This window comes from Micrococcaceae bacterium Sec5.8 (genome assembly GCA_039636775.1).
In the GTDB taxonomy this organism is placed as follows: domain Bacteria; phylum Actinomycetota; class Actinomycetes; order Actinomycetales; family Micrococcaceae; genus Arthrobacter.
This window is the reverse complement of the sequence record CP143429.1, coordinates 1,256,129-1,273,593: the sequence shown is the minus strand read 5'-3', so window position 1 is coordinate 1,273,593 and position 17,465 is coordinate 1,256,129. Positions and strand designations below refer to the sequence as shown.

Genomic DNA, 17,465 nt, shown 5'->3' with positions numbered 1-17,465 from the left:
GAAGCGGTGGGCGGGTTATTTCTTCTCCGGCGGGGCGACCGTCCCGCCCGGCACCACTTTGATGAGCTCCGGCGCCCACGTGCCGCCGGTCTGGACGAGCTTGGCCTGGTACATGTCCTGGACCAGGGCGTGGTCCGAGGCGCGGACTGTCTCTTTGCCCTTGGGCCCGTCGAAGCTGTAGCCCTCCAGGGCCTTGACCATCGCGTCGGCGTCCGAGCCGCCCTCCTTGATGGCCCGGGCAATCATCTGGCCGGCAACAAAGCCGTCGGGGGTGAAAAGGTCAGCCTTCCCGCCCGCCTTCTCGACCGCGGCGATCATCTTCTTCTCCACCTCGGTGCCGGCGGCTCCCGGGAAGTAATGGTTCAGGAAACTGATTTTGGCGGTGGCTTCGCCGTAGGCGCTGAAGGTGGCGGCATCGCCGAGACCGGTGACGATCGGCGCGGCGTCGAAGGCGCCCTGCTGGCTGAGGGTCTGCCACATGGTGCCGGATGTTGCCCCGGCCCAGGCGACGAAGACCATGTCCGGCTTCGCATCGATGAGTTGCCGGGCGAAGGGGGTGAGTTCCTGGCCGTCCGGGACCAGGACGGCCTCGACCGTGGCGCCCTTGGCTCCGAGCACGGCCTTGACGGCCGCCACGTTGCCCTGGCCGAACGCGTTGTCCTGTGCGAAGACGACGACCTTCTTGCCTTTGGTGTCGATGAAGGTACCGGCAGTTGCCACGTCCTGCAGGCTCTGGCGGCCCGAGCGGAAGGTGTACTTGTTGATGCCCTGGATGGCGTCGGTGGCGGCCGGCCCGGAGATGTAGAGCACCTTGTTTTGTGCCGCCTGCTCGGACAGCTTGAGCGCAATGCCTGAGACGACCGTGCCGCCAATGATCTTGTAGCCCTTGCCGATCAGGTCCTTGGCGGCTGTGACAGCCTTATCCGGGTCGCCGCCGTCGTCGGCGTACGTGAGGTTGATCTTGGCGCCGTTGATTTCCCCGGTGCCGCCGGTGGCGTAGTCGATGCCGGCCTGCAGTCCCTCATAGTATGTGGCGCCGTAGGCCGCGAGGGGTCCGGTTTTGGAATAGATGATGCCGACGTTGACCGGCTCGGCAGCCTTGGTGCCGCCCGATTCCGCCGGCGCCGCACTGCCGGCGGTGGGCGCGCAGGCGCTGAGGGCCAGTCCGGTGGCCATGACGGCGGCCATCAGGAACTTCTTTGTATCCTTCACGGGATGCCTTTCGGTGAGAATCCACGAAATCCGACAGGAGATCTGAGTAGAACCTGAAAGGTGATTCAGATTACAGTAAATCTAGGGCGCACGTCGCCACGTGTCAACGGTTTGAAGGGTCGCGTGCTGGCTCACGGCCGATGGATCACGGTTGGTGCGCAAAAGCGCAGCAGCGCACCACGCAGGGCAGGAAAACTGCCGTCAAGGAGGTGGCCCGGGGCTGCGGTCAGGCAGGACCAGGCGCCGGGTTCGCGACCCGGCGGCACAGGGTGGTCATGAAAGGAATGAATCCGCTGGCATGGCCCAGCCGTAAGCCTGCAGCGTGCGTAAACAGACCGTCGGTTACGGTCAGGGTGTGGCGGGCGGTGCCGCGGTCGCTGCGCCGTTCAATGGTCAGGGTTCCGCCCTGCCAGCTTGCCCTGGCAGGCGCCTCCGGCGGCAGTCCCATGCTGTTGACGTGGTACCACAGGGTGTCGGGGCGGCCCGGGTCCATCGTAAAGACGCCGATACCGTCGGTCCGGGAACCATCGGACTCGGTGTGGCGGTAGCTCATGGTCACAGCGAGGCCGGCGGCGGCGCGGGCAAACACGACCCCGGCCGCAGCGGTCCTGGCCGGCCCCCACGCCGTGGCTTCCCACTGGGTGGTTCCGCTCCACTGCCCGAGGAACGCCTCAAGCGCCTCGGGTGCGCTGCCTGGCAGTTCCCGCTCCATGCGTCCTTCCGAGTAGGCTCCCGTGCCCCTGCCCTAATCATTCCGCCGGGCCGGGCGGAATGTAAAGGCAGCGGGACGGCGGCGGGACGGACGGTTGGTAAACCGCTGGCGCCCGGCGGGAGCCGGTCAGAGCCCGAACGTCTCGGTTTCCTCAAAGGGGCCGACCACCGTGACGGTCCGCGGGGCGGCCGCGAGTTCGCGGGCCAGCGTCTGGACTTCGGCGGCGGTGACAGCCTTGATCTGACGCAGGGTTTCGTCGATGTCCTGGTATTCACCGGACACCAGTTCGGCCCGGCCCAGGCGGGACATCCGCGACCCGGTGTCCTCCAGGGCCAGCACAATGCCGCCGCACAACTGCCCGACGGCTTTGCGCAGTTCCTCCTCGGAAATGCCGCCACCGGCGAGGTTGTCCAGTTCGGCGCCGAGGAGGTCCAGCACCTGCCGGACTTTCGACGGCGTGCAGCCGGCGTACATGCCGAAGTAACCGGCGTCGGCGTAGGAAGAAGCGAAAGAGTAGGTCGAATAGACGAGGCCGCGCTTCTCCCGGACCTCCTGGAACAGCCGGGAGGACATGCCGCCGCCCAACACTGCATTGAGCACGCTCATGACGAAGCGGCGGTCGTCGGTAGCGACGATGGTGGGGCAGCCCATGATGATGTTGGCCTGTTCCACCGGCCGCTTGACCACCTGCAGTCCTGCGGTGCCGGTGATAGCCGCACGGTCGGTGGAGCGGCGCTGCACCGGCGCGGCCTCGGGCTCGAGGCTCCAACCGGCGGAATGCAGGGCATCGACGACGAGTCCGCAGACGACGTCGTGGTCCAGTCCGCCGGCGGCGGTGATGACGAGCTCGTCCGGGCGGTAGTAGCGGCGGTAGTGGTCCCAGACGGAGTCGCGGGCGACGGCGCGGATGGCGTCCGGGGTGCCGCCGATCGGACGGCCGAGCGGGTGGGTGCCCAGCACGGCGGCGACGAAGTGTTCGTGGGCAACGTCGGTGGGGTCATCGCTGTCCATCGCGATCTCCTCGAGGATGACGTCGCGTTCCTGCTCCATTTCCTGCGGGTCCAGCACGGCGCCCGTGATCATGTCCGCGATGACGTCGATGGCCATCGGCAGGTCCGTATCCAGGACGCGGGCGAAGTAGCAGGTGCTTTCCTTGGCCGTGGCGGCGTTGGATTCCCCGCCGACTTCGTCGAAGGCCGAGGCGATCTCCAGGGCGGTGCGCCGCTTGGTGCCTTTGAACAGGAGATGTTCCAGGAAGTGGGTGGACCCGTGCTGCCCGGGTGCCTCGTCGCGGGAGCCGACACCGACCCAGAAGCCGATGGTGGCCGAGCGCTGCCCCGGCATGGCCTCGGTCAGCACGCGGACGCCGCCGGGCAGGACCGACCGGCGCACCTCGGAACCGCCGTCGGCGCCGTGGATCAGGGTATCAGCGTGCTGGTTCTGCTCAAGCGGCAGGGGGACGACAGTCATCAAAGCCTTTCAATTGTTCCATGCCAAATCTGCCTGCAATCCTACCTGCCTTTAACGGCAGCAGGGCCGGAGGATGAATCCACCGGCCCTGCTGCTGTGTTTGGAAAGACTACTCTGCGGACTCCAGGGAGACCTCAGCGTCGGCGCTTTCGGAGCCTGCCTCGTCAGCCACCACGGGCGAGAGGGAGAGCTTGCCGCGGTCGTCGATCTTGGTGATTTCCACCTGGATCTTCTGGCCGACGGAGACGACGTCATCGACGTTGTCCACGCGCTTGCCGCCGGCGATCTTGCGCAGCTCGGAGATGTGCAGCAGACCGTCCTTGCCCGGAGTCAGGGACACGAAGGCACCGAAGGTGGTGGTCTTGACGACCGTACCCAGGTAGCGCTCGCCGATTTCCGGGATCTGCGGGTTGGCGATGGCGTTGATGGCGGACCGTGCTGCGTCGGCAGACGGGCCGTTCGTGGCGCCAATGTAGACCGTTCCGTCGTCCTCGATCGAGATGTCGGCGCCGGTGTCTTCCTGGATCTGGTTGATCATCTTGCCCTTCGGGCCGATGACCTCGCCGATCTTGTCAACCGGGATCTTGACCGCGATGACACGCGGCGCGAACTCGGAGAGCTCGTCCGGGGTGTCGATTGCGGAGTTCAGGACGTCCAGGATATGCAGGCGCGCTTCGCGGGCCTGCTTCAGGGCGGCTGCCAGGACCGAGGCCGGGATGCCATCAAGCTTCGTGTCCAGCTGGATGGCCGTGACGAACTCAGCAGTACCGGCGACCTTGAAGTCCATGTCACCGAAAGCATCTTCGGCGCCGAGGATATCGGTCAGGGCGGCGTAGCGGGTCTGGCCGTCAACCTGGTCGGAGACCAGGCCCATGGCGATACCGGCGACGGCGGCCTTCAGCGGCACACCTGCATTGAGGAGGGACAACGTGGACGCGCAGACCGAACCCATCGACGTCGAACCGTTGGAGCTGAGAGCCTCAGAGACCTGGCGGATGGCGTACGGGAACTCCTCGCGGGACGGCAGCACCGGCATGATGGCGCGCTCTGCGAGAGCACCGTGGCCGATTTCGCGGCGCTTCGGGGACCCGACGCGGCCGGTCTCGCCGGTGGAGTACGGCGGGAAGTTGTAGTTGTGCATGTAGCGCTTGCGCGTCACGGGAGACAGCGAGTCAATCTGCTGTTCCATCTTGAGCATGTTCAGCGTGGTGACACCCATGATCTGGGTCTCGCCGCGTTCGAAGATGGCAGAGCCGTGGACGCGGGGCAGAACTTCCACCTCGGCGGTGAGCTGGCGGATGTCCGTCAGGCCGCGGCCGTCGATGCGGATCTGGTCCGTGAGGATGCGCTGGCGCACAACCTGCTTGGTGACGGAACGGAACGCTGCGGACAGCTCCTTCTCGCGTCCCTCGAACTGGCCTGCCAGGGAAGAGGTGACCTCGTCCTTGAGCGCATCGGACGCGGTGTCGCGTTCCTGCTTGTCGGCGATCTGGAAGACAGCGGTCAGCTTCGCGGCGGCAGCGGACTGAACAGCAGCGTAGACGTCGTCCTGGTAGTCCAGGAAAACCGGGAACTCAACGGTGGGCTTGGCGGCGCGTGCTGCCAGGTCCGACTGTGCGTCGCAGAGGGCCTTGATGAACGGCTTGGCCGCCTCGAGTCCTTCCGAGACAACTTCTTCGGTCGGGGCGGTGGCGCCCTGTTCCTTGATGAGGTTCCAGGAGTTGTCGGTGGCTTCGGCTTCGACCATCATGATGGCGACGTCGTCATCCTTGACGCGGCCGGCAACGACCATGTTGAAGACAGCGTTCTCCAGCTGGGAGTGCTTCGGGAACGCGACCCACTGCGAACCGTGCTCGTCGGCGATCAGGGCAACGCGGACGCCGCCGATCGGGCCGGAGAACGGCAGGCCGGAGAGCTGGGTGGACATCGAGGAAGCGTTGATCGCTACGACGTCGTAGAGCTCATCCGGGTTGATGGACAGCACGGTGACGACAATCTGGACCTCGTTGCGCAGGCCCTTGACGAAGGTCGGACGCAGCGGGCGGTCCATCAGGCGGCAGGCAAGGATTGCTTCCGTGGACGGGCGGCCCTCGCGGCGGAAGAACGAGCCCGGGATCCGGCCGGCGGCGTACATGCGCTCTTCGACGTCGACAGTGAGCGGGAAGAAGTCGAATCCTTCACGCGGGTGCTTTCCGGCGGTGGTGGCGGACAGCAGGGCGGTCTCTTCGTCGAGGTAGACCATCGCTGCGCCGGCTGCCTGCTTGGCAAGGCGGCCGGTTTCAAAGCGGATTACACGCTTGCCGAAGCGGCCATTGTCAATGACTGCTTCTGAGAACTGGATTTCGGGACCCTCCATAGAGAGTCACCTCCGTTTCATGGTTCACGGAGCCCAGCCGCATCAACCCAGTCCAGCGTCTGTCTGCTGGCCTGCACTGCACCCGGTCATCGATCGAGACCCACGGGCCTGGGCTTCAATCCTTGAAGCCGTTCCCGGAAGTCACTACCGAAGACCGCGAATGCGCGATGCGGTTGATCCTCCTGTTGAGTTATTGGTGAAGAAGGCGGCCCTTTCCGATCCGGAAGGGGCCGCCCCTTAGAGCTGACTAGCGGCGCAGGCCGAGACGCTCGATGAGCGCACGGTAGCGGGTGATGTCAGTGTTCTTGAGGTAGGTCAGCATGCGCTTGCGACGACCAACCATGGCCAGCAGACCGCGCTGGGTGTGGTAATCGTGCTTGTGCACCTTCATGTGCTCAGTGAGATCCTTGATCCGCTGAGTCAGGACTGCAACCTGGACCTCCGGCGAACCGGTGTCGCCCTCGGACGTTGCGAAATCCTGAATGATGGACTGCTTTACAGCGGCTTCAAGTGCCACGATAACTCCTAGAGATGTGCCGTGAGGCCCGAAACAGTAACTCACTGCCGGGGGTGTTGCGCCAAGTGGTTCGCCTCCGAGGAGAGGATGTCCTGTACACAACAAGAGCCAGCCGCCACGGACTGCAGCCGGATCCAACGCCTAGTTTACCGGCACGCCGCCAATCTTGTCGAAACGGCCGGTCCTGCTACTTCCCGGCTCCGCCCGGCTGCAGCCGTTCCCGGATGGCGGCCATGCCCCGGTACACCTCGGTGAAGGAGGTGCTCAGCGGGGACAGCCCGATCCGGAGGCCCTGCGGCGCCCGGAAATCCGGGATGACGTCCTGGTCCCAGAGCGCGGCTGTCATTTCCCGGAACGCCGGGTGGTCCACGGTGATGTGGCTGCCGCGCCGTTCCGGTTCCCGCGGGGTTGAGAGTTCGACCCCTGCCGGGGCGAGCCAGGCCTCGTGGAGTTCGACGGCGAAGGCGGTCAGCAGCCGTGACTTGTCCCGGACCGCGGGCATGCCGACTTCCTCGAGCAGGTCCAGGGTGCCGCGCATGGCGAGCATCCCGAAAACTGCCGGAGTGCCGCTGAGGAAACCGCGGATCCCGGCGGCAGCCTCGTAGCCGGGCCCCATCTCGAAGACGTCCTTCCGGCCCATCCAGCCCCAGATCGGCTGCTGCAGGCCGGGCAGGTGCCGGGCGTTAACATAGGCGAACGCCGGCGAGCCCGGTCCCCCGTTGAGGTATTTGTAGGTGCAGCCGGCGGCGAAGTCGACGTCGGCGGCGTCCAGGGCAATCTCCACCGACCCGGCGGAGTGGCACAGGTCCCACACGACCAGCGCGCCGGCGTCGTGCACGGCAGCGGTGATGGCCGGCAGGTCGGCGAGATATCCGGAGCGGTAGGCGATCTGGCTCAGGACCACGACGGCGGTGGCCGGGCCGGCGGCGGCCCGCACCTGGTCCACGGTGACGCCGGAGGCGGGATCTGCGTCGATCCACCGCAGCGTCAGTCCTTCTTCGCGCGCGATGCCCTCGACAAGGTAACGGTCGGTGGGGAAATTCTCGGTGTCCAGCACGATTTCGGTGCGCGCCGGGTCCGTGACGGCGGCGAGGGCGGCCCGAATCATTTTGTAGAGCACCACAGTGGTGGAGTCCGCGATGATGGTCTGCCCGGCAGCGGCGCCGAGAACGGCCCTGCCCAGCTGGTCGCCGATGGATTGCGGCAAATCCAGCCATTCCTCGTCCCAGCCGCGGATCAACCTGCCACCCCAGCTGTCCTGGATGAAGCTGCTGATGTCCGTGACGGTGCGCTTGAGCGGCCGGCCCAGGGAGTTGCCGTCCAGATAGGACAGGTCCGTGCCGGTGCCGACGAAGTGGGCGCGGAAGGCGGCGAGCGGATCGGCGGCGTCGAGTTCCCGGGCGCGTTCGAGCAGGGCACTGTCCTGCGGAACGGCGGCTGCTGTTTCCGGCTGCAGGGCGCTCATTGGCCGATTTCCGTCCGGACGGCGAAGAGCTCGGGGAAGAAGGTCAGTTCGAGGGCTTTTTGCAGGAAGGCGGCTCCGCTGGATCCCCCGGTGCCGGACTTCATGCCGATGGTGCGCTGTACAGTGCGCAGGTGCCGGAACCGCCACAGCTGGAAGTTGTCCTCCAGGTCCACGAGCTCCTCGCAGGCCTCGTAGGCGCCCCAGTTGTCCGCGGCGTTTTCGTAGATGTATTTGAACACCGGGACCAGTTCCGGGCAGAACTCGTGGGCCTGGGTGACGTCCCGCTCCAACAGTGACGCCGGGACGTCGAAGCCCTGCCGCTTCAAGTAGGCAAGGAAGTCGTCATAAATGCTCGGGGATTCAAGGATTTCCAGCAGCATCCCATGGGCCTCGGCGTCGGACTCGAACACCGGCAGCATCTTGCGGTTCTTGTTGCCCAGCAGGAACTCCACCGCGCGGTACTGGCTGGACTGGAAGCCGGAGGAGTTGCCCAGGAACCCGCGGAACTGCGAGTACTCGGTGGGGGTGAGGGTGGCCAGGACGGACCATTGCTCCGTGAGGGTCTTCTGGATGTGTTTAACCCGGGCGATCGCCTTCAGCGCCGATCCGAGGTCGTCGGAGCGGAGCCAGGCAGCGGCGCTGCGGAGTTCGTGCAGCACCAGCTTGAGCCAGAGTTCCGTGGTCTGGTGCTGGATGATGAACAGCATCTCGTCATGGTGCTCCGGCGCGCTGACCGGCTGCTGGGCGCTCAGGAGCGTCGGCAGTTGCAGGTAGGACGCATAGCTCATCCGGGAGCTGAAGTCCCGGACTATGTCCTTGTCCAGCTCCCGCGTATTTTTCTCAATTGTCACGTCTTTGCCTTCCTGGGCCAATTAGCCGTCCATCACCGGGCCTGCCGGCGAACCGGCGGGACGCCCAGCGCTGCGGCCGGGTGCGGACAGCTCAGCGCGCTAGCGCGCGAACAGAATGTCGTGGGCCTGGACGACGTCCAGCCGCATCTGGTCCACCAATGCCTCAGGGCCACGGTACGCCACCATCCCCCGCAGCCGGGCGACGAATTCCACGACCACTGTCTGGCCGTACAGATCGAAGTCCTCGACGGCTTCTTTTGGCCGGTCAATCACATGGGCCTCGACCTGCCGGCTGACGCCGTCGAACGTGGGGTTGGAACCGACGGAGATGGCGGCGGGCCAGCGGGTGCCGGCCTGGTCCACGAGCCAGCCGGCGTAGATGCCGTCCGCGGGAATGTAGCCGCTGGCATTGGCGGCCAGGTTGGCGGTGGGGAAACCAAGGTCGCGCCCGCGGGCGGCACCGTGGACCACTTCACCGCGCATCCGGTGCGGTCTTCCCAGGACGGCGGCCGCGGTGGCGACGTCGCCGGCCCGCAGTTCCTCCCGCACCCAGGTCGAGGAGCAACGGCGGTTTGCCCCGCCGTCGGCGTCCCGGGCGCCACCGGCGGCTGCGCCACCGGACTGTTCTTCGGGGTGCAGCGGAAAGCCCTCTGAACCGAATTCGCTGATGACCAGCACCTCGAAGCCGAGCTTACGGCCGAGTTCCTGCATGGTTTCGAGGTCTCCGGAGTTGTTCCGGCCGAAGCGGGCGTCGTGGCCGATCACCACGTGGCTCGCGTTAAGACCGTCAACGAGGACGGTGGACACGAACTCTTCGGGGGTGAGGCTGGCCAGCTCCAGGGAGTATTTCATGACGAGAACGGCGTCGAGGCCAAGCTCGCCGATCGCGGCCAGTTTGTCTTCCAGCCCCATGATCAGTTCCGGAGCGGATTCGGGCCGGTGCACCTGCGCCGGGTGGGGGTCGAACGTGATGGCGACCGCCCGGGCGTGGTTGAGGCGGGCAACCCGGATGAGTTGTGAGAGCACCTGTTGATGCCCGCGGTGCACACCGTCGAAGTTGCCGAACGTAACGACGGATGGTCCGAAGTCCGCCGGGACTTCGGACGGATCGTTCCAGATGTGGACCATCAACCTCGCCTTTTGCTTCCTGCCATGTGCGCCTCCGGAGTGGATCTGCAGGCTCCGGAACTCTCCTAGATTACCCGCAAACCCGGCAGCATTCCGACGGCACTGCCGGGCACCGGGGCAACGTCCTTCCCCGTGCGGGAGGGCCGGACTACGATGCAAGGGCAAACAGTCCGGCGGCGTCTGAGCGGGCGCCGTTTTCTATGAGGCCCGCACCGCGGTGCGGTTGAAGGAGTACCCATGACCGAGCTCCAAGACATCCTGAGCCAGATCCCGGTGGACCAGATCGCCGGCATGCTCGGTACGGACCGGCAGACCGCGCAGGCCGCAGTGGAGGCCGCCGTGCCCACGCTGCTGGCAGGCATGCACAGCAATGCCCAAGCCTCCGACGGCGCCTCATCACTGGAGTCCGCGCTCAGCCAGCACCAGAACGGGCTGATCGAGGGCGGAGTCGATGTGTCGCAGGTGGATACCGCGGACGGTGAAAAGATCGTGAGCCATGTCTTCGGCGGTCAGCAGGACCAAGTGGTTAGCCGGCTGGCCGGGGCCTCCCAACTCGGCGGCGTGGGCGGGGACATGATCAAGAAACTGCTGCCGATCCTTGCCCCGATCGTGATGTCCTACCTGGCGAAGAAGGTCCTCGGCGGCCGCGGACAGTCGTCCGGCGCTGGCGGCGCAGGTGGGTCCGGCCAGGCCGGTGGCATTGACCTCGGTGGGATTTTGGGCGGGATCCTGGGCGGCGCCGGCGGCGGCGGCGCCGGCGGCGCTGCCGGGATGGGCGGGCTTGGCGATCTGCTGGGCGGGCTGCTCGGCGGCGGCCAGCCGTCGTCGCCGGCAGCCGTGCCCGATGCGGTTCCTGATGCGGGACGGGACTCTTCGCTGGAGCCGCAGACCTATCCGCAGGACCAGCCCACCGGCGGCGCCCCACGCCCCGGTGAGGTGATCGACGTCGACCTTCCGGAGAGCCAGCCGGTGGAGCGCAAAAATGACGACGGCGGGATCGGCGGGATCCTGGGCGGCCTGTTCGGGAAAAAGTAGGCCGCGGACCTGCCCGGAGTTGCCAGGCAGGCCACCGTTCATCCCCGGCGCCGGCTCCGGGTGACGAGACTGGTAGGGTCATCCCATCCGCGCCGGACACCGCCGGACGGGGACAATGGTGGGGGACGTAATTGTGGGTTTAACGGCCAGAGCGCCACAGCTTGCCGCTGTTTGTGTGATGCTCGCGGCGGGAGTTTCGTTGAGCGCCTGCGGCGGCGCGGCCGAAGCTGCTGGAGACGCCCGTACACCGCAGCTGTCCCGGTCGGCGCCCGGGGAACCGGCGGTGGGCGGCTACGAGGGCTGGTGGAACGCCACACCGGCCAGCGGCGGCAATGCGGGACTCCCCCAGGAAACTGTTGCCATCAATACCAGGACCAACCTCGTGGTCGATGCCTTCAGCCGGACGATCAACGGCGCCGGGAGACCCACCCTCATCACGGATGTTCCCTATTCAGTCGTTCCCGATCCGTCCTGGCCGGCGGACTCGGTGGTCATCATCGACACAGCTACCAACAGGGTGATCGAGCATTTCCGCGTTGACCTCAAGGGTGAGCCATTGCGCTAGCTGTACTGCCCTGGGACGTTGGTTCGCCTCATGTGATGACCCGCTGGAGTCATTGACTGATGGGTGAGGACCTCCGGCTGCACAGTGGAGTTGCTTAGACAACCGCTGCAGTGACCAGGAGGTCCTCAATGTCCCGCGCTAATGCCGCGCTGACTCCACGCCAGCGTTTGCGCGTCGCGCGTCTTGTCGCTGATCAGGGCTGACCGGTGTCCCGGGCTGCCAAACAGTTCAATTGCTCCTGGCCGACGGCGAAACGGTGGGCGACCCGCTTCCCCGCACCTCCCTGGGGAGTACAGTTGGCGCCGCCAACTGCGCCCGGCGAGAGGTCGGTCAACGGCGCGCGTTGACGTGCCGGTCAGCGTGCCGGGGCTGAGGTTCCGGTCAGCGTGCCGGTCAGCGTGCCGGGGCTGGGGTGCGTGGTGGTGTCGCCCGCGGCGCGGTGATTCCGCCAGTGCAGCAGCACGGCGGCCAGGATCAGCGGAACGTGGATGCCAGGGAGATTCCGCGCGAACCACCGTGGCAGGTAAATATCGGTGACGGAGCCCGTCTCGTCGCCAAGGTCCTTGGCCACGGCGGTGAGAGGGCAGTGGAACCCGTTGGCGGCAAAGACCAGGGTTTCGGCCGTGACGACGCCCGCAGCCAGGCCCACCCTCCGGTCGGTACGGCCGCGGGCGCCGGCATACAGGACGTAGACCATACAGGCCTCGATCGTGAGCCAGGCGAAGGTGTGGAATGCTTTGACGGCCCTTAGCCGGGCCGCGCGTTCAGCCTTCCGCAGCTTCCGTGGGGCCTTGAGTCCGACCATAAATCCAGCGTAGCCGCCGTCCGCCGTCGTCCGGTCAGAGGCTTTCGGCCCGCCTGGACCCAGCGCCCGTGGCGGACAGCTGCGCGAGCCAGGCGTCGAGCTGGCGGGGATGGCGGAACAGGATCGCGGGCGGCATCGCTGGATCCGAATGGAGACTGCGCATCACCTGCCGTTTCCGTGTGAACGACCGGAAATGCCACCGGATGATCGAGTCCTGGATGAAAAGCCGGGCAAGGGTTTCCTGGTTCCCGTTGCAGACCGGTTCCCGGGTCACGGCCCGGCGCAGCGTGCGGCGTACCAGCCGGGCCAGCGAAAGCCAGCGCGGATAGTCCAGGCCGACGACGAGCTCCGCCCGCGGCAGGACAACGTCCCGCCACACCCCGTAAGCACTGTCCAGTACCCAGCGGTCCTGGGCTGCAATCGCGGCGGCGAGGTCCCGTTGCTCCTTGACCGTGCGCTGCTGCCACCCGGGCAGCCAGCCAATGTCATCGTCCGCAGAGAACTCGGGCAGCCCGGTGGCCTGAGCGTAGGCCCGGGCGGCAGCGGACTTGCCACTCCCGCTCACGCCGTAGAAGAGAACGCGGGAGGGTGCGGCCGGGGGCGGTTCGGAGTCGCTGCCAGCCGTGATGGTTCCGAGTGGTTTGCGGTACCAGTGGGCTGTTTCCGTGGCGACGGTTCGGTTGCCGGCGGTGTCCAACGCTTCGTACGAATACGTCGCGGCAGCGCCGGTCGGCCGGTAGCCAAGGCCCAGGTAGAGATGGAGTGCCGCCGCGTTGCCGGGATCGACGCCAAGGATGATCTCGCTGTGACCGGCCAGCCTTGCTTGCTCCTCCAGCCAGAGGCAGAGCGCTCCGGCTATCCCCGCCCCCCTGCTGCCGGGATACACGAAGAGATGCTTCAGCTCAGGAACAGGCCCGGCCCGGAATTCCAGGACAGCCCCGCCGTGCGGGGTTTTCCCTGTCCACGCCGTGGCGTAGATCAACTCCCCGGACGTCTGCCGTTCCAGGAAACCCTCGGCGATCCGTGAGTTCGGAGGTTCGTGCCGGACAAGGCAGGAAAGATCTCCCGCCTCGCACTGGCGGATGACCACGGATGCATTCATGGTTCCTCCCCCGGGATGACCGCCCTGTAGGGCCCTGCGTACCTTGCGCATCGGCCATACGCTAGCACCTCACCTGCGGCCCGGGGCAGACCTGTGTGGCACACTGATCCGATGTCAGAGTTCACAGTCCTTGCCGGCGGCCCCTTTTCCGCTCCCGAGGTGCAGGCGTTGTACGAATCTGTGGGCTGGGGTGCGTATACCCGGGAACCCAAGGTTCTGGCCGCGGCCGTCCGCGGTTCGTCCTTCGTAGTCACGGCCCGGAATAGCGGCGGGGCGCTGGTTGGGATGGCCCGGGCAATCTCCGACGATGCGACCATCTGCTACCTGCAGGACATCCTCGTAGACCCGGTTTTCCAGAAATCAGGTGCCGGCCGCGCGCTGCTGGAAGCTGTGCGCGGGCGCTACCAGCACGTCCGGCAGTTCGTGCTGATCACCGACAACGATCCCGGGCAGCGTGCCTTCTACGAGTCCCTCGGCTTCACCGAGGGTTCGGATTTTCGTCCTGAACCGGTGCGCGTCTTTGCTCAGTTCCGCTAGCCCTGGGTAGCCCGCAGACCCTGGGCTTTGCGGCGCAGAGCCGACTAACGCAACGATCGGGGAGCCGCGGTAGCCCCGGTTATGGGAGGGATGTCTTTCCAAGAACAATGGCTGCGATTGCGCCCGCCGCGCGCGATGAGGACCAATGGAGTTTGGAGGACTGCGGCCTGAATGGCTGGGCCCCAGTCTGATACGGGTTTCGGCCCCGCAAATATCGAAGCCAAGTCCATCTTCAACGCGGCCGCATAACCGGCGTAGTAACAAAGCCAGTTAGCACGATTCCTGTAGGTCCCGGCGAAGGCCCTCACCGCGAACTCGTAGACCAGATACTTAAGCCCAATCACGGTGGCGGCAAAGGTAAGAACGAATACACAGTCCACATCCTCGGGGAATTCGCTCAGTGGGACATTCGCCGCACCCTGATAAATGGCACTCGGACGGCATCCAATTATCGACCCTTACCTAAGGGGTGTCTCGTTTGGGGCCCTGAAACCGTTCCGCCAGCATCCAGTTGAGGCCGTCGTTCGGGTGGCGCATGCCGTTCGGAAACGCCGAGCCTTTGTGCCGCCGAGCCTTTGTGCCGCCGCGTCGTCGGGCTCGACACCGAGGGCGGTCTCGCCGCAGCAGGGCAGCCTCGCTCGCTCTTCCAGCCAACGGCAGAGCGCCCCGCCGACGCCCATACCCAGCCTCACTCCAGCCGGAAGTAGCGGTTTCGTCGTGGCACCTGACGCGGATCGACGTGCGGAGGCGGGATGAACCACGGGACGCCGCTTCGCAGTTGGATGGTCCAATGTTCCTTGTGGACGACGTGATGGTGATGCGAGCAGAGCAGCGTTCCGTTGCCTGCCCCGGTGCTTCCGCCGCGGGACCAATAGTTGATGTGGTGGGCCTCGCACCAGGGCGCCGGGATAGTGCACTGGGGAAAGGCACAGCCCTGGTCGCGCGCGGTGATGGCCTTGCGGATGTGCGGCGGGAAAACCCGCGAGGCGCGACCGATGTCGAGGATCCGGCCTTGTCCACCCAGCACAATCGGGATGATGTCGGCGTCGCAAGCGATCTTGCGCACTGTCGAGGCCGTGACAGGTCCGGTGAACATCAGTGTCCCGGCGTTGGAGCCCGGGGCGCGGGTCTCGGCGTCGGCGCCGCCGAGCCGCTCCAGCAGGTCACGGTAGTCAACGGTGACCATCACCTGCGGACGCAGCCCTCCCGCGGCGGGCAGGTCTCCGGCGGCGAGGGCAACTTTGCAGCCACCGACGAGGCCGTCGAGGAGCCGCTGCGGCCGGGTGCGCTGATCCAGCCGTTCCGCTGCAGCAGCGTCGTCGGCATCGCCGTCGACGGCAGAACCGGCCCGGGGCCCCGTTGGGGCGGCGGCGTCGTCCACGTCGGGCCCGGATGCGGCGCCTGTCCGCGGGTTGGTGGCGGTGTTCATGACTGAGAGTATGTGTTCGAACTGTTCGGTCGTGGCGAAGAGTTCCAGATGCTGCAGTCCGCGGTGTACCCGTCGGATGAAGGCGCCCTGGCGGTGGCGCAGTTCCTGCTCGCCGGGTTCCCCGCCGTCCTGGTCCAGGGCGTCCGTCCAGCGTTTGGCGATCCGGGTCAGGAAGTCCTGGTCGTTCTCGATCGCCGTCCGGGTGAGCGCATGCTCCATCCGCGCGGCATCCTCCGGTGCGGACACGTGCCGGACCCGGTCCAGGGAGAGGTTGATGATGGTCGCCGCCCGTGAGCTGATGTCCCCCGAAGCGACCACAGCCGCGAGTTCCTCTTTCGCGGCCGGCAAGGGCTGGCTCAACAGGCCCGTGCGCGGCAGGACGTCCGCCACGAGGGCCAGCCGGCGTCGGGCTTCCGGGGCACTGATACGCAACCGCACCCGCAGGAATTCCGCGGTGTTGCGGTACCCGTCGTCCACCCCTCCAGAGGAAGGATCAGCGCCTCCCGTATCGTTCCAGATGGTGTCGGACAGAGTACTTTTCGGCGCACTCGCCTCTGTATTCCAGCCTGTCAACCACCCGGCAGGGGCGTTGGAACCAAACTTTCCGGCGGCAGTCCCGGGTCCGGCCACTGCCTGGCTGCGGGTCCGGTCGACCGCCGCCGCGGCCACAAGCTGGAAGTAATCGGCCATGCGGGACAACTCCTCCACGCGGCCGGCAAAGTCGGAGGCTTCGGCCACTCCGAACAGCGCTGCATCAGCCACAGCAGTCCCGTTGCAGGACCGCAGCAGGGCAAGCGCCCCAGCCAGGGCACGGCCCACGCCCTCCGCCTCGGGAGGAACGGGCGCGAGCCGGGGAATGCCAGGGAGGATCCCGGCGCCAGGCCGGGTGGCCTGTACCAGGATGAAATCTCCAACGGCTTCCATGACTCAACAGTACTTTTGAGGTGTGACAATAACGGGCGCAATCCGGGGACTTCCAAGGAGTATTCCCGCGTCAGGCTGTGTAGCCTGCATCGGGATGAAATCTCCAATGGCGTCCATGACTGAACACTACTTTTCAGGTGTGACACTAACCGTCCCGGGCTGTTCGGCCCGGGTACGGACGGGGTTCACGCGGGCGTCAAGGCCAGCCCCGCGAGGTCACACTTCGGCCGACACGGGCAGTGCCGTGGGAAACTGGGGGCATGGACAGCCCTGTTGCCCCGACCTCGAGCCCTGCGCTCCCCCACGACGCGCGGCCCAGCGGCTCACAGCTCCCCGCCGCACAAACCGAGCTTCCCATTGAGTTGCGCCGCCCCCACGGACCCCGTGATCCCGGTGACGCCTGGGTTGAGGGAAACCGCGGACGGTTCTGGGGGCGCTTTGGCTCGGCAGGCCTCCTCGTCCACGATTCCGCCAAGGGCATCCTGCTCCAGCACCGCGCCCTGTGGAGCGATCAGGGCGGCACCTGGGGACTACCGGGCGGAGCCTTGCACCAGGGCGAAGAGGCTGTCCACGGCGCTCTGCGCGAGGCAAAAGAAGAAGCTGCCGTCCCGCCGGAAAACGTCCGCGTACTGTTCACCTCGGTCTTCGACATCGGATATTGGACCTACACCACTGTCGCCGTCGAGGTTGTAGCGGCGTTTGAACCGGAGATCAGCGACCCGGAAAGCCTGGAGCTGCAGTGGGTGCCGGTTGAGCTCGTCGGCGACAAGGAATTGCATCCCGGCTTTGGCGCGGCCTGGCCGGTCCTGCGCCGCAGGCTGTTGGGGCTCGACGCCGGAACTGACAGTACCCCCGGCTAGGACTCCCGGGGCTGCTTCGGCGCGGGACGGCGGCGGTACAGCCAGATGAGGCCGAGGACTGGCAGCAGCAGCGGAATGAACGCATAGCCGCGACCAAACAAGGACCAGACCGTCTCGTGCGGGAAGTTGACCGAGTCGAAGACACTGAGTGCACCGACTACCAACACACCCACCAGTTCCACGAGCACCGCTGCCACGGAGACCTTGAACCAGGTGCGGCCGGCTTTGGCGAGGGAGACAGTCGCCACGAGATAGACGACGGCGGCGAACGCCGACAGCAGATAGGCTACCGGCGCCTCGGAGAACTTGGTGAGAATCTGGTAACCGGCCCGGGCTGTCGCCGAGATAGCGAACACAGCGTAGACGGCGATCAGCAGCCGGCCCGGGCCGGTGTTGCGGGTATCCCGCTTCGTTCCGGCGGCCGCCGGACCCGGCGACGGGTTGGGTGTGGTTCCGATGTCCTCGTGCGAGGGTTTTGCCGTCACGTTCTTTGCCTC

General features: G+C 66.4%; 16 protein-coding genes and 1 pseudogene. 5 read left to right on the top strand and 12 right to left on the bottom strand.

Annotation, left to right across the window (positions count from 1 at the left end; genetic code table 11):
- Positions 1-15: 15 nt before the first annotated feature.
- The 8 genes from VUN84_05820 to VUN84_05785 form a co-directional block, all read right to left on the bottom strand.
- Positions 16-1,212, bottom strand: coding sequence for a substrate-binding domain-containing protein (locus VUN84_05820; protein ID XAS65178.1), 1,197 nt, complete (start codon positions 1,210-1,212; stop codon positions 16-18).
- A gap of 226 nt (positions 1,213-1,438) precedes the next feature.
- On the bottom strand, positions 1,439-1,924 hold the full coding sequence (locus VUN84_05815) for a DUF1579 domain-containing protein (GenBank protein ID XAS65177.1): 486 nt from the start codon (positions 1,922-1,924) through the stop codon (positions 1,439-1,441).
- Between the two features lie 126 nt (positions 1,925-2,050).
- Positions 2,051-3,394 (bottom strand): pitrilysin family protein, encoded by a 1,344-nt coding sequence (locus tag VUN84_05810; protein XAS65176.1) that lies wholly within the window; start codon positions 3,392-3,394, stop codon positions 2,051-2,053.
- Positions 3,395-3,503: 109 nt separating this feature from the next.
- Entirely contained in the window at positions 3,504-5,750 is a 2,247-nt protein-coding gene (locus VUN84_05805; GenBank protein ID XAS65175.1) for a polyribonucleotide nucleotidyltransferase, read from the bottom strand.
- Positions 5,751-5,997: 247 nt separating this feature from the next.
- Positions 5,998-6,267, bottom strand: a complete 270-nt coding sequence (gene rpsO, locus VUN84_05800; protein XAS65174.1) for a 30S ribosomal protein S15 — start codon at positions 6,265-6,267, stop codon at positions 5,998-6,000.
- A gap of 187 nt (positions 6,268-6,454) precedes the next feature.
- Positions 6,455-7,732 carry a kynureninase gene (kynU, locus tag VUN84_05795; GenBank protein XAS65173.1) on the bottom strand — a complete coding sequence of 426 codons (1,278 nt, stop codon included), beginning with the start codon at positions 7,730-7,732 and terminating at the stop codon, positions 6,455-6,457.
- The gene (kynA, locus tag VUN84_05790) at positions 7,729-8,583 is read right to left on the bottom strand and encodes a tryptophan 2,3-dioxygenase (protein ID XAS65172.1); all 855 of its coding nucleotides are present in this window, start codon (positions 8,581-8,583) and stop codon (positions 7,729-7,731) included. Before kynA ends, kynU begins: the two co-directional genes overlap by 4 nt.
- 99 nt (positions 8,584-8,682) lie before the next feature.
- Positions 8,683-9,711: a bifunctional riboflavin kinase/FAD synthetase gene (locus VUN84_05785; GenBank protein ID XAS65171.1), complete on the bottom strand. Its 1,029-nt coding sequence runs from the start codon at positions 9,709-9,711 to the stop codon at positions 8,683-8,685.
- A gap of 237 nt (positions 9,712-9,948) precedes the next feature.
- Here VUN84_05785 and VUN84_05780 point away from each other — a divergent pair, with 237 nt between their 5' ends.
- From VUN84_05780 to VUN84_05770, 3 genes and pseudogenes are all read left to right on the top strand, one after another.
- Positions 9,949-10,746 carry a DUF937 domain-containing protein gene (locus VUN84_05780; protein ID XAS65170.1) on the top strand — a complete coding sequence of 266 codons (798 nt, stop codon included), beginning with the start codon at positions 9,949-9,951 and terminating at the stop codon, positions 10,744-10,746.
- 175 nt (positions 10,747-10,921) lie between these two features.
- A complete protein-coding gene (locus tag VUN84_05775; GenBank protein XAS65169.1) occupies positions 10,922-11,311 on the top strand; it encodes a hypothetical protein in 390 nt (129 codons plus the stop codon).
- 128 nt (positions 11,312-11,439) lie between these two features.
- Positions 11,440-11,589 (top strand): annotated as a pseudogene (locus tag VUN84_05770) (helix-turn-helix domain-containing protein).
- A 77-nt stretch (positions 11,590-11,666) separates the two neighbouring features.
- Here VUN84_05770 and VUN84_05765 read toward each other — a convergent pair.
- Both VUN84_05765 and VUN84_05760 read right to left on the bottom strand, forming a co-directional pair.
- A complete protein-coding gene (locus VUN84_05765; GenBank protein ID XAS65168.1) occupies positions 11,667-12,116 on the bottom strand; it encodes a hypothetical protein in 450 nt (149 codons plus the stop codon).
- A 34-nt stretch (positions 12,117-12,150) separates the two neighbouring features.
- Positions 12,151-13,218, bottom strand: coding sequence for a GNAT family N-acetyltransferase (locus VUN84_05760; protein ID XAS65167.1), 1,068 nt, complete (start codon positions 13,216-13,218; stop codon positions 12,151-12,153).
- Positions 13,219-13,329: 111 nt separating this feature from the next.
- Between VUN84_05760 and VUN84_05755 the strand changes: the two genes are divergently transcribed.
- Positions 13,330-13,755: a GNAT family N-acetyltransferase gene (locus VUN84_05755; GenBank protein ID XAS65166.1), complete on the top strand. Its 426-nt coding sequence runs from the start codon at positions 13,330-13,332 to the stop codon at positions 13,753-13,755.
- A gap of 688 nt (positions 13,756-14,443) precedes the next feature.
- Here VUN84_05755 and VUN84_05750 read toward each other — a convergent pair.
- The gene (locus VUN84_05750; protein XAS65165.1) at positions 14,444-16,108 is read right to left on the bottom strand and encodes a DUF222 domain-containing protein; all 1,665 of its coding nucleotides are present in this window, start codon (positions 16,106-16,108) and stop codon (positions 14,444-14,446) included.
- 356 nt (positions 16,109-16,464) lie between these two features.
- Between VUN84_05750 and VUN84_05745 the strand changes: the two genes are divergently transcribed.
- On the top strand, positions 16,465-16,968 hold the full coding sequence (locus VUN84_05745; GenBank protein ID XAS65771.1) for an NUDIX hydrolase: 504 nt from the start codon (positions 16,465-16,467) through the stop codon (positions 16,966-16,968).
- Here VUN84_05745 and VUN84_05740 read toward each other — a convergent pair.
- Positions 16,965-17,426: a hypothetical protein gene (locus tag VUN84_05740; protein ID XAS65770.1), complete on the bottom strand. Its 462-nt coding sequence runs from the start codon at positions 17,424-17,426 to the stop codon at positions 16,965-16,967. The genes VUN84_05745 and VUN84_05740 overlap by 4 nt on opposite strands.
- Positions 17,427-17,465: the final 39 nt, after the last annotated feature.